The sequence below is a fragment of the Hamadaea sp. NPDC051192 genome, assembly GCF_040682475.1.
GTDB lineage: Bacteria > Actinomycetota > Actinomycetes > Mycobacteriales > Micromonosporaceae > Hamadaea > Hamadaea flava.
Map to the genome: position 1 here is coordinate 1 of NZ_JBFBAZ010000053.1, position 20,825 is coordinate 20,825.

General features: G+C 69.0%; 22 protein-coding genes. 12 read left to right on the forward strand and 10 right to left on the reverse strand.

What is annotated here, in order from left to right; genetic code table 11:
- Positions 1-53 precede the first annotated feature (53 nt).
- Complete coding sequence (locus tag AB0M47_RS22455; protein ID WP_363416888.1) at positions 54-488, reverse strand: DUF6000 family protein; 435 nt, start codon at positions 486-488, stop codon at positions 54-56.
- Between the two features lie 101 nt (positions 489-589).
- Positions 590-1,294 carry a hypothetical protein gene (locus AB0M47_RS22460; RefSeq protein WP_363416891.1) on the reverse strand — a complete coding sequence of 235 codons (705 nt, stop codon included), beginning with the start codon at positions 1,292-1,294 and terminating at the stop codon, positions 590-592.
- Between the two features lie 180 nt (positions 1,295-1,474).
- Between AB0M47_RS22460 and AB0M47_RS22465 the strand changes: the two genes are divergently transcribed.
- Entirely contained in the window at positions 1,475-1,771 is a 297-nt protein-coding gene (locus AB0M47_RS22465) for a DUF6228 family protein (RefSeq protein ID WP_363416894.1), read from the forward strand.
- A 68-nt stretch (positions 1,772-1,839) separates the two neighbouring features.
- Here AB0M47_RS22465 and AB0M47_RS22470 read toward each other — a convergent pair whose 3' ends face one another.
- From AB0M47_RS22470 to AB0M47_RS22480, 3 genes are all read right to left on the reverse strand, one after another.
- Positions 1,840-2,256: a hypothetical protein gene (locus AB0M47_RS22470; RefSeq protein ID WP_363416897.1), complete on the reverse strand. Its 417-nt coding sequence runs from the start codon at positions 2,254-2,256 to the stop codon at positions 1,840-1,842.
- A gap of 70 nt (positions 2,257-2,326) precedes the next feature.
- Positions 2,327-2,836: a DUF2716 domain-containing protein gene (locus AB0M47_RS22475; RefSeq protein WP_363416900.1), complete on the reverse strand. Its 510-nt coding sequence runs from the start codon at positions 2,834-2,836 to the stop codon at positions 2,327-2,329.
- A gap of 37 nt (positions 2,837-2,873) precedes the next feature.
- Positions 2,874-3,569 carry an SIMPL domain-containing protein gene (locus AB0M47_RS22480; protein WP_363416903.1) on the reverse strand — a complete coding sequence of 232 codons (696 nt, stop codon included), beginning with the start codon at positions 3,567-3,569 and terminating at the stop codon, positions 2,874-2,876.
- A gap of 108 nt (positions 3,570-3,677) precedes the next feature.
- Between AB0M47_RS22480 and AB0M47_RS22485 the strand changes: the two genes are divergently transcribed.
- Entirely contained in the window at positions 3,678-4,007 is a 330-nt protein-coding gene (locus AB0M47_RS22485; RefSeq protein WP_363416906.1) for a hypothetical protein, read from the forward strand.
- Positions 4,008-4,130: 123 nt separating this feature from the next.
- Entirely contained in the window at positions 4,131-4,709 is a 579-nt protein-coding gene (locus AB0M47_RS22490; RefSeq protein WP_363416909.1) for a dihydrofolate reductase family protein, read from the forward strand.
- 145 nt (positions 4,710-4,854) lie between these two features.
- On the opposite strand, the gene deoC is transcribed toward AB0M47_RS22490, so the two are convergent.
- A complete protein-coding gene (gene deoC / locus AB0M47_RS22495) occupies positions 4,855-5,577 on the reverse strand; it encodes a deoxyribose-phosphate aldolase (protein ID WP_363416912.1) in 723 nt (240 codons plus the stop codon).
- An 18-nt stretch (positions 5,578-5,595) separates the two neighbouring features.
- Complete coding sequence (locus tag AB0M47_RS22500; RefSeq protein ID WP_363416915.1) at positions 5,596-6,306, reverse strand: GntR family transcriptional regulator; 711 nt, start codon at positions 6,304-6,306, stop codon at positions 5,596-5,598.
- Between the two features lie 20 nt (positions 6,307-6,326).
- On the opposite strand from AB0M47_RS22500, the gene AB0M47_RS22505 reads away from it, so the two are divergent.
- The 6 genes from AB0M47_RS22505 (at position 6,327) to AB0M47_RS22530 (ending at position 11,165) form a co-directional block, all read left to right on the forward strand.
- On the forward strand, positions 6,327-7,061 hold the full coding sequence (locus AB0M47_RS22505) for a phosphatase PAP2 family protein (RefSeq protein ID WP_363416918.1): 735 nt from the start codon (positions 6,327-6,329) through the stop codon (positions 7,059-7,061).
- Positions 7,058-7,663 carry a DedA family protein gene (locus AB0M47_RS22510; protein WP_363416920.1) on the forward strand — a complete coding sequence of 202 codons (606 nt, stop codon included), beginning with the start codon at positions 7,058-7,060 and terminating at the stop codon, positions 7,661-7,663. Before AB0M47_RS22505 ends, AB0M47_RS22510 begins: the two co-directional genes overlap by 4 nt.
- 167 nt (positions 7,664-7,830) lie before the next feature.
- Entirely contained in the window at positions 7,831-8,247 is a 417-nt protein-coding gene (locus tag AB0M47_RS22515; protein ID WP_363416923.1) for an SPW repeat protein, read from the forward strand.
- Positions 8,248-8,375: 128 nt separating this feature from the next.
- A complete protein-coding gene (locus tag AB0M47_RS22520) occupies positions 8,376-8,816 on the forward strand; it encodes a CBS domain-containing protein (protein ID WP_363416926.1) in 441 nt (146 codons plus the stop codon).
- The gene (locus AB0M47_RS22525; RefSeq protein WP_363416929.1) at positions 8,813-10,099 is read left to right on the forward strand and encodes an ArsB/NhaD family transporter; all 1,287 of its coding nucleotides are present in this window, start codon (positions 8,813-8,815) and stop codon (positions 10,097-10,099) included. The genes AB0M47_RS22520 and AB0M47_RS22525 overlap by 4 nt, the downstream gene beginning before the upstream one ends.
- A 244-nt stretch (positions 10,100-10,343) precedes the next feature.
- The gene (locus AB0M47_RS22530) at positions 10,344-11,165 is read left to right on the forward strand and encodes a hypothetical protein (RefSeq protein ID WP_363416932.1); all 822 of its coding nucleotides are present in this window, start codon (positions 10,344-10,346) and stop codon (positions 11,163-11,165) included.
- Between the two features lie 132 nt (positions 11,166-11,297).
- Here the strand turns inward: AB0M47_RS22530 and AB0M47_RS22535 are convergent, their stop codons facing one another.
- Positions 11,298-14,345 (reverse strand): glycoside hydrolase family 9 protein, encoded by a 3,048-nt coding sequence (locus AB0M47_RS22535; RefSeq protein ID WP_363416935.1) that lies wholly within the window; start codon positions 14,343-14,345, stop codon positions 11,298-11,300.
- Between the two features lie 247 nt (positions 14,346-14,592).
- Here AB0M47_RS22535 and AB0M47_RS22540 point away from each other — a divergent pair, with 247 nt between their 5' ends.
- The 3 genes from AB0M47_RS22540 (at position 14,593) to AB0M47_RS22550 (ending at position 18,658) form a co-directional block, all read left to right on the forward strand.
- Entirely contained in the window at positions 14,593-15,612 is a 1,020-nt protein-coding gene (locus tag AB0M47_RS22540) for a putative sulfate exporter family transporter (RefSeq protein WP_363416938.1), read from the forward strand.
- Between the two features lie 118 nt (positions 15,613-15,730).
- A complete protein-coding gene (locus AB0M47_RS22545; RefSeq protein WP_363416941.1) occupies positions 15,731-16,645 on the forward strand; it encodes a LysR family transcriptional regulator in 915 nt (304 codons plus the stop codon).
- A 306-nt stretch (positions 16,646-16,951) separates the two neighbouring features.
- The gene (locus tag AB0M47_RS22550) at positions 16,952-18,658 is read left to right on the forward strand and encodes a hypothetical protein (RefSeq protein ID WP_363416944.1); all 1,707 of its coding nucleotides are present in this window, start codon (positions 16,952-16,954) and stop codon (positions 18,656-18,658) included.
- Between the two features lie 66 nt (positions 18,659-18,724).
- Here the strand turns inward: AB0M47_RS22550 and AB0M47_RS22555 are convergent, their stop codons facing one another.
- On the reverse strand, positions 18,725-19,414 hold the full coding sequence (locus AB0M47_RS22555; protein ID WP_363416947.1) for a response regulator transcription factor: 690 nt from the start codon (positions 19,412-19,414) through the stop codon (positions 18,725-18,727).
- Positions 19,411-20,742, reverse strand: a complete 1,332-nt coding sequence (locus tag AB0M47_RS22560; protein WP_363416950.1) for a sensor histidine kinase — start codon at positions 20,740-20,742, stop codon at positions 19,411-19,413. Before AB0M47_RS22560 ends, AB0M47_RS22555 begins: the two co-directional genes overlap by 4 nt.
- Between the last annotated feature and the right edge of the window lie 83 nt (positions 20,743-20,825).

The following is a 20,825-nucleotide window of genomic DNA, read 5'->3' on the forward strand; positions in this document are numbered from 1 at the left end:
TGGCGCCCGACGGACCCACCATGTCATGATCGTCGCCGCCGGAGACCGACACGTCAGGTCGTACCCCCGCCGACATGTGAGCTCGTACGCGGACAGCTGAGGTCTTGGGCGATGCGAGGACGTAGCTCGCTACGACGCCCGCACGCGATCAACCATCCGGCTACCAGACGCTCCCGCCAGCCGTAGTCGAGTAACTCCACCAGATCGGCCGCTGCGGCGCGCCGGGCACAGCGTCGCAGCCGCCATTGGAACAATCGTTGACGTGGTCGTGGCATCACCAGCGCGTGTCCCATCAGCTCCAGATACCGCCACGTGCCACAGCGCCGCCGCACTCGCAGCTCATGCCGCCCGGCCGCGTCGAGCAGGACTAGCCCGAGGACAGCACCAAGGCAATAACGCATCCGGGCTACGACGTTGCGCAGCATTTGCACGATGACATCGAGCCCTCCACACCATCCGCTGTTTAACAACTGGCCGCAGTGCGTCATGCGAGTCGAAGATCAGCGTAGATCACGAGGGAGGGCTTGTCGTTGGTCCAGAGCCTGCAGACGTTGACCCAGTGCGCAACCGTCACCGATCCAAATCGTGTTCAGTGAGGCTGTTGGCGCAGCGCAGCCGCGATGGCCAATCGGCCTTCGACAGCGGCGTCCGCGCCGCGGAGGCTATGCTGCCCAAGGCACGTTGGCACCCCGTCGAGGTCAGCCCACTGCGGCCTTCCCCAGAAACGTCTGGACGCTTCGAGTAGCTCCTCCGCTACCTCCAGCTGATGGCGAACAGCACCGACCGCCGTGACGGCGTCCACCACGATCGCGACAGCCTCCTCGGGAAGGTCAATGTCGCCCAGCGCAGGAAGCGCCAGCAGCAGTCGCTGTGCCCGATCGAGGGCTGTCGTACCTTGGTTGGCCACGATGACAAGTTCCGGCCAGGTGAGGCCAGGGCCTCGAAAGTGCCCTTCCAGCATCGCCAACGGAATCGAATCTGTGAGCACCGCGGGAGCCATCAGGTAGTCCCAGCCGGCGTCTTCAGCCAAATTGCGCCACACAAGGTGAAGGTGGTGGCCGCTGGCAAGTTTCACGGTGAAGACCGGCCATCCGCCAGGCGCGCTCAGCTGAGTCAGCATCACGTCGGTGTCCGCTGGGTCCACATCGAAGGCGTTCACGGCCGTGCTCGCGCCGCCAACTGCCCAAAGCAGTGCGGGCCACACCGCCGGCTGATCCAGCCATGGGGTGGCGTCGAGCAACATCGACGGATCGAGCGCGGGTCTGAACGCGTCGAGATAGCCGGGAATCATCACCGCGGCATCCTGGCAGGGGCTCCCTGCGTTCTGCAACGCTCCCCGCACGAATCCTGAGGCGAACGGCTTTGACGCCCCTTATCGTCACAGTGTGTGTCACGCTCCTGCCGATCCCGACGAGCTGACCATCCGCTGTCTTGAGAACCCCGATCGCACCGTCCGGCTGTATGACCTTCCCGGATGAGTCCCGGACCGGTTCTCCGTGGAGCTCGATGCGGATGGGATTCGTGCGCGCTTCGGCCCGGTCGACGTGTGGGTCTGGAACGACGTCGAGCGACCCGCTTCGTAACGGCACCGGCCGACGACTTTCAGGGTTGGGCTGGCCAGCAAACCTGGTCGAATAACCATCCCAGGATCGACGCCAGCTACCACCGCGGCGGTCATGTGGCCTTGCGGAGGACGCTGAGGCTGTGGTTCGCCCGCATCGAGAGCTGGTCGGCGTCGGTGACCAACTGGATTCAAGCGATGCGCGGATGAGGCGGCTCGCCGACGAGCTGCGACCGTTCCTGCCAGACGCAACGGCGAGGCAGCCGCGTGATGCCCTGCTACCGCAGGTCCCGCACCTCGGCGAATAGTGCCGCCGAGTCACCATCTTCGAATCGGTATGCAGCAGTCTCATAGGATCCGGCGGCCAGCCAGAAAACGTCAGCGTCACCACTGCCGGTACCCATACAGCCACGGAAGCGTGACAGGTCCACCGGTATTACGTCACTGCTCGTGGCACCCAGCGCCGTCAGATACTCCCCGATGCAATCCTTGTCGCCATCAAATCTGAACTGCAAGACCGACGTCATGTCATTGAGGACGAAGAAGCGTGCATCGCTCATTCCGCAGGGCGGTATCGGAGTCCGGAACTTATCCATCCAATCTTCGAGCGACCCTTTCGACGAACCAGGGCACGCCCGCTGATCATTCGAGGCGCAGCCGGTCAGAGCTACCACGGACAGCATGCTCACGACCACGCCGAGAACATGACGCATCCTCACCATGACCACGGCGTGGAGCCAACCATTCTCACTTCGCGTCCAGCCCTCATGCCGCCTCCTGCCGACCGTCGCGTCGGATGACCTTGCCGAGAGTGTCGTGCAGATCGGCTTCGACCAGGTTCAGGAGGTCGCTGCCGAACGCGCACAGTGACAGCTCCCAGGGATGGCCCAAGGTGCCGAACCGGAGGTCCTCCGCAAGGTAGATGAAGTAATCCCCATCGGGGTACGGCGATAACGGCCAGCCGGGCCGGCCGATATTCTCCGGGCCGATCAGGCTTGGCCAGACCCGGTACGACGGGTGCTGCCAGTCCAGGCACAGGATCGAGCCTTCTCCCACCAGCGTCGTGAATCCAGCGTGCAGAACCCGGACCAGGCCATCCAGGCGGTCGTCTCCAGGTTCGTCGTCGAGGCTGCTCAAACTCCAGGTGACCGACGGGACCGGCTCGAAGATCGCCGGGAATCTGTGCATGCTGGGCCGGAAGTCGAACACCTTGGAGAAGTAGTCCCAGACCTCCTTCTCGTCGCCGGTCAACTCGCGGTACGCCTTCGTTACCACCGCCGCACCCCTACTCGATCCTCAAGGCGTACTGCGATTATGAATGGGCGATGCTGAATCCGATCGCCACTCCTGCGGAGACCACGACGTGACCGGGCGCGAGGTCTTCGCCGGCTCCAGACGCTCCCCCGCCACCATGCCCTCGGTACTCCTGGCGCATCCGCTCAGGGTCGACGTCCTCAATATGGACCACGGCTCCGAGCTGGAGACCGGCGGCTTCGGCATACAGCCGCGCCTTGCGTCGGGCGGCGTCAACCGCTTCCCGGCGCGCCTGGGCACGCAGCTCGGGTTTGGCGCGTACGTCGAACTCGACACTTTCGACATGATGGGCGCCGGCCGCGACGACATCGATCAGAAGCTGCTGAATCTCGTCGAGGTCGGGCGTCTCGATGGAGAATGACGACGCACACTTGTAGCCGACGAACTTGCGGCTCTCGCCATACCCGTCCCAATGGCTTTGCAGGCCCAGCCGCGAGTTCTCGACCGCCGTGTCGGCGAGCCCGAGCCGGCGAACGGCTTCGCGCACCGCATGCACGCCGCTGGTCGTGGCGGCAAATGCAGCCTCCGGCGACGCCTCGACTCGGATGACAGAGACCTGAATACGCGCGAGGTCGGGAACCGCCCGGACGCTGGCAGCACCAAATGCGGTTACACCCCACGGCTTGTCGATCAACACCCGGGAAGTCAACCACGGTTTGGTGCGCGCCACCGACCCGTGCCAAATGCCGACCATCGCGGCTTCCTCAGTGTTTGCCTGCCGCTCGGCAGCAGCAGGTGGCCGGACTGGCGGAGCGGTGATCCGCGGGCCCTGCGTGAGAAACTCGCCTGGCCGGTTGAGGGCGTGCTCTTCGACGTGGAGCACAACGCCTACTGGTACGGCGGATGGGGCGAACGGCCAACCGATTCCACTGCTGCCATCGCGCTGGCCCGGGAACAGCTCTGCACGGTCCCCCAATTGGCGCCGGTGTACTCGCACCGGTATCTGCCCGCTGAGCGTGGCGTATCGGGTCACCCGGTGTTGTCGGTGCATCAGACGGACATCATCTACTACGGCATGGACTTGCTGGACTACGTACACCAGGAGTTCTCGGCAGGTTCCGGCATGGATCGCGCGGATCCGCGATGGCAACCCCGAGCAACCGTGCGTTTCTGGCGAGAGTTCGTCGAATAGCCGCTGAAGGCGGTTCCTTCGAAGCTTCGCAGAAGTTTCTTCTGGAGGAGTGTCGGATCCGTTGCGAGTCCTTCGTAGCAGAGGTGACACGTCACGATGACCGCGAAGCAGGAAGTGATCGCTATGACCGCCACCTATACCTGGGACGTCTTCTCCACCCTCGACGGCTACGGCTCGTTCGTCGAGGGCGCCGACTGGGGCGGCTACTGGAGCAAGCAGGGCCCCGAACTGCTCGAGCACCGCGCCGCCCTCTTCGACACCGAGCAGCGCATGGTGTTCGGCGCAACCACGTTCCGGGAGACCGCTGCAATCATGTCCTCGGGCATCGACCCCAACGCCCTCGACGAGTGGAACGTCCGGGCGATGCGCATGCCGGCCACGGTCATCTCCGCCACGTTGCAGGACACCCTCGGCTGGCCGGACGCAACGATCGTGAGCGGCAACGCCGTGGACATCGTCGCCCAGCTTAAAGCGCAGTCGGACGTGCCACTACGCTCGCAGGCCAGCCTGTCGCTGAACTGGGCGCTGATGGCCGCCGGCCTGGTCGACCGCCTTCAGGTGACGATCTTCCCCGTCATCTCCGGGCGGACCGGGACGAGCCCGATTCTGGCCGGCGCGGGCGACTTCGACCTTGAACTGCTCGAAAGCCGGACGTTGGACGGCCACACCCAGGAGCTCGTCTACCGCCCCACGCCCCACTGACGGCTGCTGCTCATCGGGCGGCTCCCGGCCAACAGGCGAGCCGTGTGCCGTCGGAGATCGTGGTGGGCTCGCGCCTTGTCTTCGTCGAAAGGGGCACAACCTGTAGAGCGTCCTAGGCAACCAGTTCGTAGCCGATCTCCTCCCGCTAGTAGGAGGTGGCTGCTGTCGCGGCGAGATCCGCTGGAAGCGGGGAACCGTGCCGTAGACGGTGGTCCAGGTCGTCGAGGATTGCAGCGGTGGCGGTGGCTCCGAATCGGGTGACTCCGATGTCGGCCATGGCGAGCAGGATGTCCAGGGTGCGTACGCCACCTGCGGCCTTGACCTGGACCGCCTCGGAGACCGAGGCGCGCATCAGGCGCAAGTCGTCCATGGTCGCGCCGCCGTCGGCGAAGCCGGTGGAGGTCTTGACGAAGTGGGCGCCGGCGCGTTCGGCAGCCCGGCAGCCGGCGACTTTCTGTTCGTCGGTGAGGTACGCGTTTTCGAGGATGACCTTCACCAAAGCGCCGTCCGCCGCGGTGACGACTGCCCGGATGTCGTCTTCGACGTAGCTCGGATCGGCCGAGCGTAGGCGTCCGATGTTGAGCACCATGTCGATCTCGGCTGCGCCTTGCTGGATCGCCAGCCGTGTTTCGGCGGCTTTGATCGGTGTCGCGTGGCTGCCGTGCGGGAAGCCGACGACGGTGCCGACGAGCACGCCGGTGCCGGCCAGCAAGGTGGCGGCGAGCGGCACGTCGCATGGGCGTACGCACACGGATGCGACGTGGTAGCGGGCGGCCAGCGCGCAGCCGGCCTTAATGTCGCTTGTGGTGAGCTGTGGGCGTAGGAGCGAGTGGTCGATCATCTTGGCGACTTCGGCGACGGTGCGCATGGTCTCCCCTTCGACGGGTCAGGACTGGTCGACGTCGAAGACGACGTCGAGGCCGTAGCGGTCGGCGGCGTAGCGGCTTTCGGTGCGTTCCAGCGGGTGGCCGTGCTGGTCTTTGATCAGCCGCCGCTCGATGAGCACCGCGGAGCCGGGTGGGATGCCGAGCAGGTCGGCGTCCTGGCTGGTGGCGCACGCGGCGGTGACGGTGGCGTGGCCGCTGGTCGGGACGCGACCTAGCCGTACCAGGGCCGTGTGCAGCGACTCGGTGAGGTCGCTGTCGAGCAGGGCGATCAGGGTGGCGGCGAAGACTGCGGTCTCCACCGCGATGGGTGTCTGGTCTGCGAGGCGGACGCGCCGGATCTCGATGACGCCGTTCTTGCCTGGGCGTAGGTCGGTGCGCTCGGCGTCGGTCGCTTCCCGGACGTCGGTGCCGACGAGCCGCGACGTGGCCGTGCGTCCGGAGCGGCGCATCTGTTCGGTGAAGCGCACCAGGCTGTCGGCGCGCCGGTTCGACGCGGGCGGCGCGACGAAGGTGCCCCGGCCGGACTCCCGGTAGACGAGTCCGGCGGTGACCAGTCGGGTCACGGCGGCCCGGGCCGTCATCCGGCTGACGCCGAACTCTGCGCTCAACTGCGACTCGGACGGCAGGGGCGCGTGTGCGGGCAGGTCTCGGCAGCGGTGGCGTAGCGCCTGCTCGATGGCGTGATATCGAGGCGTCGATGGATCGGTCACGGGCTTCAGTATAGCTGTATATGCAGGTGTGGCGTGTCGACGCCACCTACGCCGTCTGCGGCCCGTTGAAACCTCATCGGCGCGGACACCATCCGCCCGCTCGGTGCGGCCGGGACGAGGCCGGCCTCGACGGGCATCGCACCATCTCGAAGGGACTCGGCGGTATGGACACCACGTGGCTGTATGCGATCAACCGGCTGGCCCGGGCGACCGGCTGGGCGCACCCGATCGTGCTCGGGTACGCCGACTTCGGTGTCGCGCTGTTCGCGGCATTCCTGGTCGTCGGCTGGTGGATGGCGCGCCGCCGGGGTTCTGCGCAGCAGATGGCGGCTGTCTGGTGCGCCGGGCTGGCGGTGCTGGCGGCGGTGGCGATCAACCAGCCGCTCGTGGCGCTGGCTGCCCGGCCGCGGCCGTACACCGCCCATCCGGACCTGCTGATCCTCGCCCATCGCAGCACCGACTGGTCGTTCCCGTCCGATCACGCCACGATGGCCGGGGCCGCTGCGGCGGGACTGTGGTTCGTCAGCCGTCGCCTGGGGCAGATAACTGCGGTCGCGGCGCTGTTCATGGCGTTCTCGCGGGTGTACATCGGCGCCCACTATCCCGGCGATGTGCTCGCTGGGCTGGCCGTGGGCGCCGCGACGGCGATCATCGTGTACGCACTGGCCCACCGGCGGCTGACCCGTCTCGCCGCGTTGATCGCCCGTACGCGGCTGCGGCCGCTGGTCGCCGGCCGCCTCGCGGTGGCTGGGTGAGCGGACTGCTCGACCACCTCACCAGCCTGCCGGCCGGGTGGGTCTACCTCACGGTGGCGCTGCTGGTGTTCACCGAGAACGTGATGTTCCTCGGATTCCTGATCCCCGGTGAGACCGCGGCGATCCTCGGCGGCGTCACCGCTAGCACCGGCCACACGAACGTCGTCACGATGGCCGCCGTTGTCGTACTGGCGGCGATCGCGGGAGACAGCGTCGGGTACCAGATCGGTCGCCGCTACGGCGTACGCATGCTCGACATCCGGCCGTTGCGGCGACGGCGCCGGCGCATCGACCAAGCCCGGCAGTTCCTGGCCCAGCACGGCGGACCCGCGGTGTTCTTCGGCCGTTTCGTCGCGTTCCTGCGTACCGCCATGCCGTTCCTGGCCGGCACGGCCCACCTGCGGTATCGAACCTTCCTGTCCTCCAACGCCGTCGGCGGTCTGATCTGGGGCGTCGCCAGCGTCGTCCTCGGCTACCTCGCCGGGAACGCCTATCGGACCGTGGCCGCCCGATTCGGCGAGTACGCCGCGCTCACCGTGGCGATCATCGCGATCGCCGCCGTGATCGTGTGGCGCGTCCGCCACCGACGCGAACAGCGATGATGTGGGCCGTCTCCGCAGGTTGACTGCAGAAACGGCCTCGGACGGCACTATTCTGGAGGTGAAGCAGCCCGCCAGCGCACCACCCGACCAACGGTGACCAGGCGGTGCGCGGTAGCCGCAAATTGCACTCCTTCTCGCAGTTTTGGGGGTGGCAAACCATGGCTTCCATGGTCAGCATCGAGCGGCATCCCGACATTGTGGCGTTGCGCCAGAAGTACGAGCAGGTCAACGAGACCTGGGCCGCCCACGTCGTCACCGGCCTCGTTCTGCTATCGGGGTTGTACCTGGCAATTTCACCCTGGGTAGTCGGCTTCCAAGCGCTGACACCTCTCGCCATCAGCAACATCGCCACTGGCGCGGTGCTCGTCGCACTGGCCTGTGGCCTGACCGCGTCGTATGAGCGTTGGCACGGCATCACCTGGGTGATTCCCGTTCTCGGTATCTGGGCGTTCGTCTCACCCTGGGTAATCCGCGGCACCGTCGACACCACGCCAGCAGTCGCGAGCAACGTCTCCGTCGGCGCAGTGACCGCCGTCCTCGGCGCCGCCACGCTCTACTTGAGCATGCGCAGAATGAGGCGCTGATACTGCCCGCGGGGTTCGGTACGCATGAGACTGAAGTTGTTTTCTGCTGGGCGTTGAACCGATAAGGTGATCTCCGGAGCGCCGGGAAGTCTGGTCGGCACAGTATTCGCCGACCCTAGGAGACTCCCGTGCGCGCCGCCGATCTCGTTCAGCCTTATCCGACGGTCACCCTCACCACGCCCGCGATCGAAGCGGCCCGGATTCTGGCCGACGCCGATCTGCCCGGGTTGATCGTCGTCGACAACCAGGGCCGGCCGTTCGCCGTCCTACCCGGTACGCAGGTCCTTCGGCTGGCGGTGCCCTCGTATTGCCAGGATGATCCCGCGCTGACCCATCTGATCGATGAGGCAGCGGCCGACGTGTTCGTCCGCGAACTCGGCGATCGCACCGTACGCGAGCTACTGCCGCCACAGCCCCACGAACTACCCGTCGTGCCACCGCAGGCGACCGCCTTGGAGATGGCAGCGCTGATGGCGCGTACGCGCAGCCCGCTGGTGGCCGTCGTGGACGGCGGGCTGCTCGGCGCGGTCACGTTGCACGCGCTGCTGGACCGGGTGCTGCCGGTATGAGCGTTCAGGCCTGGCTGGCGGTGGCCGTCTTCGCCGCGGCGTACGTCCTGATCGCCACCGAATGGGTCCACCGGGTCGCCGCCGCGCTCGGCGGGGCGATCGCGATGCTGCTCATCGGAGCCACGAATGCCGAGGAGGCGTTCTTCTCCCCCGACTCCGGCATCGACTGGAACGTGATCTTCCTGCTGATCGGCATGATGCTGATCGTGGCGGTGCTGCGCCGCACCGGCCTGTTCGAATATTTGGCGATCTGGGCCGTCAAGCGCGCCCGCGGCCGCCCCTACCCGGTGATGGTCATTCTCGTGCTGATCACCGGCATCGCGTCCGCCGGACTGGACAACGTCACCACTGTCCTGCTGGTCGCGCCGGTGACCCTGTTCGTGTGCGACCGGCTCGGCCTGCCCGCCGCGCCGTTCCTTATCGCCGAGGTCATGGCGTCCAACATCGGCGGCACCGCGACCCTGATCGGCGACCCGCCGAACATCATCATCGCCAGCCGCTCCGGGCTGACGTTCAACGACTTCCTGTCCGTGCTGGCCCCGATCGTGCTGATCCTGCTCGTGGTGTTCCTGGCCCTGTGCCGGTGGCTGTTCCGCCACGCGTTCGCCGCCGACAGCAGCCGGGTCGCGTCGGTGATGGCGATGCGCGAACGCGAGGCGATCCGCAACCCTCGTCTGCTCGCGGTCAGCCTCGCCGTCCTCGCCGTCGTGCTCGCGGCCTTCCTCCTGCACTCGATGCTGCACCTGGAACCGTCGGTCGTCGCGATCGTCGGCGGGCTGATCCTGCTCGCCGCATCCCGCCTCGATCCCGACGAGATCGCCCGCGACGTCGAATGGCACACGCTCATCTTCTTCGCCGGGCTGTTCGTCATGGTCGGCGCGCTGGTCAACACCGGCGTCGTCGACACCGTGTCGCAGGCGGCCACTAACGCGGTCGACGGCCGCTTGTGGGGCGCGACCATGCTGCTGCTGTGGGCGTCCGCCGCACTCTCCGCGGTCATCGACAATATTCCCTACGTGGCAACGATGAGCCCGATCGTCGCCGATCTCGTACACGCCGACGGCACCCCGCAAGGCAACGTGCTGTGGTGGGCTCTCGCGCTCGGCGCCGACCTCGGCGGCAACGCCACCGCCATCGGCGCGTCGGCCAACGTCGTCATGCTCGGCATCGCCGAACGCTCCGGCAAACCGATCTCGTTCTGGCAGTTCACGAAGTACGGGCTGATCGTCACCGTCATCACCGTCGCAGTCTGCGTGCCCTACCTGTATCTGCGGTTCTTCTGACCACCGCGTAGTCCGGTCGTGGTCGGGGTCGTCGTCATCGGGTTGGGCACCAGCGCTCCGGAGTTGCTCGTGTCGGCGCTGGCCGCCGGGCGGGGGGCACCGATCGTCCCGTAACGCTGCCGCAGCCGACGCCGGCTCGACGTGGACACGAGCTTCTGTCGAGATGTCCTTTCGCGGCCCGACGACCCACCCATGGCGTGTCGGTATCTATTTGTGCAGCTCAAGCTGCATAAAGTGGCGGATCATGAGAAGAGCACAGTGGACGACTTTGGCCGTGGCGATATCCCTCGCAGCGAGTCTGCTCGCCGCGCCAGCCCAGGCGGCAGGACCGGCGCGGTTGGGCGTCGGCGGCTACAAGATCATTGAACGTGGGCCGTTCCCGGTCGCCCCGCATGCCGTCCGCGGTGAGGCGGCGTACTGCCCTGGTGGGCTCGCTGCGATCGCCGGCGGCCTGGACAGCCACGGCGACGGGGTGGTGGCCTTCAGCTCGAATCCCACCGACGCCTCCGGGCTGGGCTGGACCTCCGCCGTTCGCAACACCGGCAACCAGCCTGGCTCCTTCACGATCTACACGATCTGCGCCGGCGTCGAGGGCTACGAGATCGTCTCGCCCGAATGGGTGCCGGTGGGCCCGCACAGCCACGAGTACTTTCACTCGGCGTGCCCGCAAGGCAAGCAGGTGATGGGTGGTGGGCAGTTCGCCTACCCCGGCGTCGACTACTTCGTGCTCGCCTCCGAACCGTTCGGGCAGCACGCCTGGCGATCGGGCATCTACAACAACTCATCCGAGCCGATCTCCATGGTCACTTACGCCGTCTGCGGCTTCGTCGGCGGCACCCACCAATTCGTCGGCGGCGGCCCCGCGACGACCATTCTCCCGGGCGAACGCGCAGCCGTCAGCGCGACCTGCCCAGGTCTGACCAGAGTCCTGGGCGGCGGAGCGCAGACCACCGACGACAGCTCGATCCTGCTCAGCTCATACCCCGTCGACGGCACCGTGTGGGTGGCCCGCTACCAGAGCCCTGTCAGACGTGACTACCTCCTGCCCGGAGCGGTGTGCGGATAGGCCCGGTCGCAGGAGTCTGAAAACGATCGAGTACCAGATGTCCGTCGGCGATCCAGTGGATACGGCGTTTCGGCGACGCTAGACGGCTCAGGCCCGGTCGCCGCCGACTGGCGACGGCGACCGGGAAGCCGGTCATGGACCGGAGCAGGGCGTTCCGTTGAGGGTCACCAAGGACGGCTTCGGATTGGCGTACGCGCCGCTGGTGGTGGCGTTGAAGCCGACATAGGCCGTCGCACCCGGTTGCAGCCGCGTGTTGTAGGACTCGTTGGCGGCCGAGACGACGGCACCTGACTGGGTCACGCGGCCCATCCAGGCCTCACGGATCTTCTCGTCGCCGGTGAACGCGAACCGGATCGTCCAGCCGTCGACCGTCGTCGTGCCGGTGTTGGTGACGGCCAGCTGCGCGGTGAAGCCCGAACCGTCGGCCCAGGGGCCGTAGTTGTCGTACGTGACCCGGCAGGCAGGCGTCCCGGTCGGCTGGGCGGCGCCCTGATCGGCCAGGAACGACGACAGCCACGCCAGCGACGAGTTCCAGTTGATCGCCACTTCGTTGGTCGCGTAGGAGTTGATGTCGTCGACGTAGCAGAACATCGGCTTGCATCCGGCCAGCAGTTGCTGCGCGAACGGGTCGTCCAGGCCCGCGTTCGCGCCGCCGGCAAGCGAGCCTGCGGGTGGGTTCGGGAGGGACGCGTCGAGCTGGTGGCTGTAGATGCGAGTGTGCTGGTTCTCGGACGCGTGCTCGCCCCAGCCGGTGACGTAGGACTGGTTCAGCGCGTTGCGGCCGAGGATGTAGTCCATCGCCTGGACCGCGCCGTCCCGGTACGCGGTGACGCCGGACAGGTCGTACGCCGTCGCCAGGACGATCGCGTTGTTGATGACGTTGCTGTTGCCGCCCCAGAAGTACGCGCCGGCGGTGCCCGGCATCGGCAGCCCGTACGCCTGACCGGCCTGGGTGGCCAGGTACGCGTCCGCAGCGGCTAGCACCGACTGGCGTACGCGGGTCTTGTCCGCCGCCGGTAGGCCGCTCGGGACGGTCGCGAGGTCGAGGCGGCCCAGTGCGGCGGTGCTGCCCCAGCCGAACCCGGTCGCGCTGAACACGTCGCCGGTGTGGTGGGGCGAGGCGGTGACGTCGGCCAGGTACCCGGCCGCGCCCGTGGTCAGGTACAGCTCGGCCGCCGCCCAGTAGAACTCGTCGCTGACATCGTTGTCGCTGTAGGAACCGCCGCCGTTGCCGTCGTTCGGGTCGGCGTAGATCGCCGGATGGGCTTTCGCCGCCGCGTACGCCTTCTTCGCCGCGGCCAGCGCACGATCGGCGAACGCCTTGTCGTAGGGGGCGAACAGGCGGGCGCCCTGCGCGGCGGCGGCGGCGAGGTTGAGCGTGGCGGCGGTGGACGGCGGGTGCAGTTCGCGGGGCTGCGGGTCGTCCTGCGGCTGCAGGGGCAGGCCCGTCCAGTTCCGGTCGTGCACCTTGTGGTGCGCCATGCCGGCCAGCGCCTGACCGTCCGGGACCTGCATCCGCAGCAGGAACTCCAGCTCCCAGCCCGCCTCGTCGAGCACGTCGGGCACGCTGTTGCCCCGTTCGGGCACGCGCAGCGTCGAGTCGCCGAGCCCGGCCCCGAACCGGCCGGTCGCCGCGGTCTTCGTCCGCTCGTACGCGCTGAGCAGCTGGGCCGTGGCGATGCCGCCGTTGACGACGTACTTGCCGTGGTCGCCGGCGTCGTACCAGCCGCCGCGTACGTCGAGCCGGTAGTCGCAGACCCCGGCCTGGCAGGGCACGTCCGTGTCGCCTTGGTTGGGGGCGACGCCTAGATGTCCGGCGGGGCGGGCGTACTGGGCTCCGACGAGCGATCCGTCGACGGCGATGCCGCTGCGCTGGATGTAGAAGAACTGGAGGGAATCGGAGCGCAGCTGCTGATACACCGCGCCGATGTCGAACGGATGACTGGTCTGCCCGTCGGCCGTCAGCGTGTACCCGGTTCCTGCCGTGGCGTACCCGTTGAAGTCGATGGTGTGGACGTTCTGACCGGAGGCGGCGTCGATGCCGCGGGGCGTCGTCTGGCCGGAGGCGACGACGGTGCCGGCGCTGCTGCGCAGTTCCCACGGCAGCGCGGTGGTCGCCTCGGTGACCAGCGTGGCGTGCTTGGGGCCGGTCGGCAGGTAGCCCACCTGGTTGACGCGGACCCGGGGGCCGGTGTCCGGCACGTAGGGCGGTTCCTCCTCGCCGCCGAGCAGCGAGACGTTGTCGACGCACAGGGTGTAGGCGGTGCTGTTGCCGCCGACTTGGAAGGCGACCTGCGCGGCGTCGGTGTCCTCGGTCGCGGTGAAGGTGTACGCGAAATGCCCGCCCGCCGCCGTCATCGGGATGTCGCGGACGAGGTAGGAGGTGTACGGCGAGGCGCCGAGCTGGACGGCGACGCGCACGGTGGCGCCGGGGTCCGCGGCGGCGTCGAAGGAGAACGCGTATTCGTGTCCGGCCAGCAACGCCACGTCGTTCTGGCCGACGCCGGCGTCCCAGGGATTGGCCAGTCCGCCCGGCACGTTCGTGCACAGGCGTCCGTCGACCACCCCGGTTCCGGTGGTGCCGTAGGTGTACCAGCCGGAGGTTCCGTCGCCGAAGTCGCCGTTGTCGATCTGCTCAGGACCGTCGCCGCCCGAGCCTGACGTCTCGCTGGACAGCGAGACGTCGTCGAGGCAGAAGGTGTACGCCGTGGCCGCGCCGAGCTGGAAGGTCAGCGTGCCGTTGGCCGAGTCGACCCCGGCGGTGAAGGTGTAGGTGAAGGTCTGCGCCGTGGGCGTGAGCGCGACGTCGCGGGACAGTGCGGCGGTGTAGGGCGCCTCGTTGAGCTGGACGTTGGCCTTGACGCTGGTGGCGACGCTGGCCGAGGCGGAGAAGCGCAGCGTGTAGTCGGCGCCGCCGATCAGCGGTATGCCGTTGTGGCCCACGCTGACGTCCCACGGGTTGGTGCTGCCGGGCGGGATGTCCGCGCACAGCCGTCCTGACTCGACGGTCAGGGCGGTATTGGCCGTGGCCCACCAGGGGTCGGTGCCGGTGTCGAACGAGCCGTTCGTGATGTGCTCGACCGGCGCCGCGTGCGCGGGCACCGCCGAGGTCGTGGCGGAGACGATGGCGAGCAAGGCGGCGCCGAGCGCACCGCCGATCCGCCGGAAGGCATGGGACATGGGGCGGTCCTTCCCGGAAGGTACTGCTGGGAGCGCTCCCAGCATTCTCGCGATGCTGCCAGCCTTCGCGACTCATGTCAATCGATCGATGGCGAGCGGCGGGCATCGGTGCGGGCACACGGCCTCGCCGCCCCGGGCCGCTCGCCGCTCGCGCCGACGTACGCCGCCGCAGTCATAGGCGATGTCTATGACCCTGGTCGGCAGCTGACCGCTACCGGCTCGCCGCCCGGCGGCGAAGCCTGGACGAGTGATCGTTCTCGCTGAGGAGTCTGGCCCCCGGTCCCCGGGATGGGCCGCCGGTATCGGGGTCGCCGCGCTGCTCGGGCTCGCCGCGACCGCGGCCGGCACGTTGGTCCCCGTCGTCGGCGCGCCGGTGCTCGCCGTCGTCGGCGGAGTGCTGCTGAGCCCCCTTGCCCGTCGCCGGACCGAGGCGCTCGGGCCCGGGCTGAACGTGGCCAAGGGGGTGCTGCTGCAGCTGTCGGTGGTGCTGCTCGGCGCTCAGCTGTCGCTCGGCGAGGTGGTACGCGTCGGCGCGGGATCGCTTCCGGTCATGCTCGGCACCCTCGGGGTGTGCCTGCTGCTGGCCTGGATCCTCGGCCGGTGGCTCGGCGTCCCGCGCGATCTGCGTACGCTGATCGGCGTCGGCACCGGCGTCTGCGGCGCGTCCGCCATCGCGGCGACCACACCGGCGATCCGCGCCCGCGCCGACGACGTGGCGTACGCGATCTCGACCATCTTCCTGTTCAATGTGGCCGCGGTGGTGGTCTTCCCGCCGCTCGGCCGGATGCTCGGCTTGAGCGAGCACGCGTTCGGGCTGTTCGCCGGGACCGCCGTCAACGACACGAGTTCCGTGGTGGCCGCCGCCGGCGCGTTCGGCCCCGACGCCGCCCGGTATGCCGTCGTCGTCAAGCTCGCCCGCACGTTGATGATCATCCCGATCGTGCTGGTCCTCACTGCCCTGACGCGTCGCCGCGACGGCCTGCCGCCGACGTCCGGAATCCGGCGCGTCACCACCCTCGTGCCGTGGTTCCTGGTGGCGTTCGTGGCCACCGCCGCGCTGCACAGCGCGGGGCTGATCCCCGCCGCGGTGCAGCCCGTCGCCCATCAGGCGGCGCTGTTCCTCGTTGCGGTCGCCCTGGCCGCCGTCGGGCTGTCCACCGACCTGGCCGCGATACGCCGCGCCGGCATCCGGCCGCTGCTGCTCGGCCTTCTCCTGTGGGCCTCCGTCAGCGTGACCAGCCTCGCCCTGCAACACGTCACGGCCTAACCGGCCTCCGTCAGCGTGACGGACTAATCGGCCTCCGTCAGCGTGACCAGCCTCGCCCTGCAACAACTCACGGCCTAACCGGCCCGCCAGGACGAACGCCTGTGCCACACTGCGGACGATGCCTTTGCCGCCCTGGATCAGCGACCTGCCCGCGCTCGACCTGCTCATCTCGGTCGCGGAGACCGGCAGCGTGGGCCGCGCCGCGCAGGTTCACGGGATCACGCAGCCCAGTGCCAGCGCCCGGCTGGCGAAACTGGAACGCCGCCTCGGCGTACCGCTGCTGGTACGCTCCCGGCGCGGCAGTCTGCTCACGCCGGCCGGCGAAGCGGTCGTCGCCTGGTCGCACGGGGTCGTGGACGCCGCTCAGGCGCTGGCCGACGGTGTCCTGACGCTCCGTGCGGACCGGCAGGCGCGGCTGCGCGTCTCGGCGAGTCTCACCGTGGCCGAGCATCTGGTACCCGCCTGGCTGCTCAGTCTGCGGCGTGCTCATCCCGGGCTCGACATCTCGGCCGCCGTGGCCAACAGCAACGGCGTGATCGAGGCGGTCCGTTCCGGCACGGTGGACCTCGGGTTCGTGGAGTCGCCGGACGTTCCGGCGGATCTGAGCTCCCGGGTCGTCGGCGACGACCGGCTGGCCCTCGTCGTCGCGGCCGGGTATCCGCTGGCCGCACACGCGTGGCGGCCACTGCGCCCGACTGATCTGGCAGACCAGCCGTTGCTGTTGCGCGAACCGGGTTCCGGCACCCGAGACACCTTCCTGCGGGCGCTGGAACAGGCTCTCGGCTTCGCCCCGAAACTGCCGCACGTGATCAGCCTGGGTTCGACGACGACGATCCTCGCCACCGTACGCGCGGGCGGCGGCGTCGGCGTGATCAGCTCCCGGGCGGCCGCGGCCGCCATCGCCTCCGGCGAACTCGTCGAGCTGACGGTGGACGGCATGCCCCTCGTCCGTCCGCTGAACGCCCTCTGGCTCGGGCGTACGCCGACCCCGCTGGCCGCCGAGCTCTTGACGATCGCCGCCGCGACGGCGTGACCACCGCCCGACTCGGTGGCGCGAACCGTGCGGCATCACTCCCTAGTTACGCGTGGGGTCGCCGTGCTCGGGCAACAGTGGTCACGGCCGTATTATCCACAGTCAACATGAGGATTTGATGACAGCGGAGCGCGGCCGTGGCGGCACAGTTGATCCTATGTAGATCGGCATAAGAATCTTGTCATTTCCCTGTTCCGCGTGACCCCGACCGGCGGCTATGGTCCCAGTGTGGAGTCGACTGACGGGATTCATTCCGAGGGAAGCGGACGCCGCGCCACGACGCGCACCCGCGTTGCGATCGCGGCCGTGGCGACGCTCTGCGCGGCGATCGTCGGCTTCGCCGTGACCGGTCACGCCCCGGCCTCGCCCGGACCGCAGTTCGTCCAGGACGGACACTGGGTCTACAGCGACGTGAGCCAGGCTGCCTATCACGTCGACGGGGCGACCGCCCGGGTCGACGCGCAGGTCTCGGTGCCGAGCGACGAGGCCGGCAGTCAGGTCACGCAAGGCGAACAGTCCGGCTACGTCGTGCAGCGCTCGCGGATCACCATGTTCAGCAAGGCGACGCTGGGTGTCGAGGGCAGCAGCACGCCACCCGCCACCGAGCAGCCCGTCATCCTCGAGGTCGCCGGGGGGCCGTACCTGGTCTATCGCAACGCCGGCCAGGTCGTGCGGCTGGGCGACCCGGCCGCCACCGTCGCCGCTGGTGGACCCTTGTCGCGGCCCGCGGCGACCGGCGACGGCACCGTCTGGTTGCATCGCATCGACAGCGGATCGTTGTGCTCGCTGATGAGGTCTGCTGCCCGCCTGGTCTGCCATGCGCAGCTCGAGCAGGGCCACGCCGGTGCGCTGACCGTTGTCGACGACCAGGCCGTCCTGGTGGACACCACTTCGGACACCCTGCGCACGATCGGCGAGCGGGGCCTCGGCGAGCCCGTCGCCATCGGCAGCGATCTGCCGAGTTCGGCGTACATCGCCAGCAGTGCCGCGACCGACCGGCTGGCCGTCGTCGACCCCGACCACGCCCGCCTGATCCTGCTCGACACCGCCGGGCTGCACAACCGCCCGGCCGCCAAGCCGATCGTCGCCGACCTGCCCCGGGACGGCCGCTTCGGCGAGCCGATGGCCACCGCGAACGTCATCGCGCTGATCGATCAGAACACCGACGAGGTGCTGACCTTCGATCGCACTGGCGCCCCGACCGGCCGCGCGAAGGTCCCGGCCGGCACCCGCCTCGCCGCGACGTCCACGCCGGCCAGCGGCGACCACGGCGCGCCCCGGCTGCTCCGCGGTGACGACGGACGGATCTATGTCGACAGCGCCGACGGCTCGCACGTTCTCGTCGTCGACGCCGTGAACGGCTTGATCAAGAGTGTGCGGATCGGCGCCTCCAGCCCGTCGGCCACGGCCTCGACAGTGGCGACACCGACCGGCACGCCCACCACCACCACCGCCACCACCGCGGCCGGCGGCCCGTCTCTCGTCCCGGTTGCCGCCGCCGCCCCGGCCGTCACCGTGCGCACCACTACGGACGCCGTCATCGTCAAGTGGAACCGGCCCGACCTGCGCCGTGGCACGCTCGTCCACTACCTCGTCTCCGCGCCCGGCCAGCCCGACCGCGCCGTCACCGGACAGACCGTGCAGTTTGCCGGCCAGCCCGGGCCCGTCACCGTCCGCGCGGTGACGCGGTTCGGCCCGCCTGGTTCCCGCACGCTCCTGGGCACCGTGGGTTCGGCGACCATCAGCCTCAAACCGCCCACGATCAAGATCCTCAGCCTGCACAGCCCAAACGGCGGCCTGCTCCTCAACGTCCAGGTCGCCAGTGAGGGCGCCCCGACCAGTTGCAAGATGAGCTTCGTCGGACTCTGGACGACACCGCAGCCGTGCAAGGGCACCACGCAGCTCGACATGACCAACCTCGCGTGGATCGGGGCCATCACCGTCTACGCCAACGTCACCAATGCCGTCGGCACGCAGACAGTCAGCATCACCGCCGTCCCCATCGTCCCCTGAGCACCCGCCGCCCGAAGGTCACGCCCTGACCGTCCGTCTCGGAGCGGCCGTCGGAACACGCGCTCGTCAGCTGTTCTCGCCGAGCTGAACCAGGCCCTGCTCGTACGCGAGGATCACCGCCTGGACGCGGTCGCGCAGGTCGAGTTTGGCGAAGATCCGGCCGATGTGCGTACGCACGGTGCCGGGGGCGAGCTGGAGGTCTTCGGCGATCTCGGGGTTGGACCGGCCGCGTCCGATCAGCGTGAGCACCTCGCGCTCGCGGGCGGTGAGCGGGCCGAGGCGGTCGTCGGGCTGGGCTCCGGCCGGCGTCGTGTTCACGAAGTGGGCGATGAGCCTGCGGGTGACGCTGGGCGCGGTGACCGATTCTCCGGCGGCGACCGCCCGGACCGCGGCGAGCAGGTCGTCGGCGATCGCGTCCTTCAGCAGGAATCCGCTCGCCCCGTTGCGCAGCGCCGCGTACACGTATTCGTCGAGGTCGAAGGTGGTGAGCACGAGGATCGCGACCGCCGGCGTCGAGGCGGTGATCCGCCGGGTGGCTTCGATGCCGTCCATGCCCGGCATGCGGATGTCCATCAGGACCACGTCGGGCCGGGTGCGCTCGACGACGCGAACCGCCGCCGCGCCGTCTGCGGCTTCGCCGACCACGGCGATGTCGTCGGTTTCGTCGAGGATGAACCGGAATCCGGTCCGCATCAGCGCCTGGTCGTCGACCAGCACGACCCGGATGTGCCGCTTGTCGGTGACCGCGTCGCTCATGACGCTGCGGCGGGGATGGGCAGCCTGGTGCGGACCAGGAAGCCGCCGCGCGGGTTGGGGCCGACGGTCAGCGTGCCGCCGAGCAGGTGGACGCGCTCGGCGATGCCCCGCAGGCCGTTCCCGTCGTCGGTGTCCGGGTCGGCCGGTGGTCCGGTTCCGTCGTCGGTGACCTCCACGTCGACATACTCCGGTCCGGCGGCCAGGCGCACCCGCGCCGTGGCGCCGGCTCCCGCGTGCTTGAGCGTGTTGGTGAGCGCCTCCTGCACGATCCGGTACACCGACGCGTCGACGCCAGCTGGCAGCTCCGCTGGCGCACCGTCCAATGAATACTGCACGGGTACGCCGGCCGCGCGTATCCGTTCGATGAGGGCGGGCAGCGCGGCGACGCCGATGGGCGACGCGAGCCGGTCCCGTGTGTCCAGCTCGGGGCTGAACGCGCCGATGAGCCGGCGCATCTCGGCCAGCGAATCCCGGCCGACCGTGATGACCTCGCGGACCGCCTGGGTGGTGCGTTCGGGACGGCGATGCTGGGCGGCGAGCGCGGCCTGCGCCTGGACCACGATGACCGACAGGCTGTGCGCGATGACGTCGTGCAGCTCCCGGCCGATCCTGGCGCGCTCGTCCGCGGCGGCGAGTTCGACGCGCTGGCGGTGCTCCCGCTCGAGGTCCGATGCGCGCTGTTCGAGGGTGCGCACGTGGGCCTGGCGGCTGCGGGCCGCTTCGCCCAGCGCGTAGCCCAGAGCGAGCGCCAGCAGGACGACCAGCGCCAGCTCGATGGTCTGCTGGTGGACGAACGCTTGCAGCTGGTCGTCGGCGACGGCGGACTTGCCGTCCGCCCTGGTCCCGTAGAGCCATACGCCGGCCTGCCGGGCGCCGTCCTGGCCGGCTTCGGCGTCGGGAATCAGCCCGCCGCTCAGGCTTGCCGCCACTTCGACGGCGGCCACGGCGGCCAGCGCGGCCAGCGACGTCCAGCGTGACCTGCTCCGGCAGGCCACGGTGTAGAGAACGATCGGCACGGCCAGATCGATCAGCGTGGGGAACGGGATGCGGCGATTGTCCGCCTCGGAGATGAGCTGATGCGCGACCGCGCCGAAGGTGACCACGACGAGTGCGGGGACCGGCCAGCGGCGCTGCAGCAGCAGGCCCAGGACGATCACCGCGCCGAGTGTCCACCAGGCGGCGACGATCCACGGCTGCGCCGGCGCCGCCTGGCCCGGCTTGCCTGCGGCCACGTTGGACAGTGCCAGCATCGCCGCCGCCAGCGCGGCGTCGAACAGGTAGCCGCGCCACGGCTCGATCCGGCGGTACAGGTCGATCACCGAGGGCACGCGTCCAGGATAGGTAGCGCCGCGGTCACGTACATCAGATCGTGGTCGTACGCCGCGTATGCGCGCGGTCGTACGGACGGCGG

Bases quoted from the DNA above. Each gene is read 5' to 3' on its own strand.
- AB0M47_RS22455 (WP_363416888.1), bottom strand. From the start codon at position 488: ATGACGCACTGCGGCCAGTTGTTAAACAGCGGATGGTGTGGAGGGCTC.
- AB0M47_RS22545 (WP_363416941.1), top strand. From the start codon at position 15,731: ATGCCTTTGCCGCCCTGGATCAGCGACCTGCCCGCGCTCGACCTGCTC.
- AB0M47_RS22525 (WP_363416929.1), top strand. From the start codon at position 8,813: ATGAGCGTTCAGGCCTGGCTGGCGGTGGCCGTCTTCGCCGCGGCGTAC.
- AB0M47_RS22555 (WP_363416947.1), bottom strand. From the start codon at position 19,414: ATGAGCGACGCGGTCACCGACAAGCGGCACATCCGGGTCGTGCTGGTC.
- AB0M47_RS22465 (WP_363416894.1), top strand. From the start codon at position 1,475: ATGAGTCCCGGACCGGTTCTCCGTGGAGCTCGATGCGGATGGGATTCG.
- deoC (WP_363416912.1), bottom strand. From the start codon at position 5,577: ATGCGCACCGTCGCCGAAGTCGCCAAGATGATCGACCACTCGCTCCTA.
- AB0M47_RS22515 (WP_363416923.1), top strand. From the start codon at position 7,831: ATGGTCAGCATCGAGCGGCATCCCGACATTGTGGCGTTGCGCCAGAAG.
- AB0M47_RS22490 (WP_363416909.1), top strand. From the start codon at position 4,131: ATGACCGCCACCTATACCTGGGACGTCTTCTCCACCCTCGACGGCTAC.
- AB0M47_RS22535 (WP_363416935.1), bottom strand. From the start codon at position 14,345: ATGTCCCATGCCTTCCGGCGGATCGGCGGTGCGCTCGGCGCCGCCTTG.
- AB0M47_RS22530 (WP_363416932.1), top strand. From the start codon at position 10,344: ATGAGAAGAGCACAGTGGACGACTTTGGCCGTGGCGATATCCCTCGCA.
- AB0M47_RS22480 (WP_363416903.1), bottom strand. From the start codon at position 3,569: ATGGTCGGCATTTGGCACGGGTCGGTGGCGCGCACCAAACCGTGGTTG.
- AB0M47_RS22505 (WP_363416918.1), top strand. From the start codon at position 6,327: ATGCAGGTGTGGCGTGTCGACGCCACCTACGCCGTCTGCGGCCCGTTG.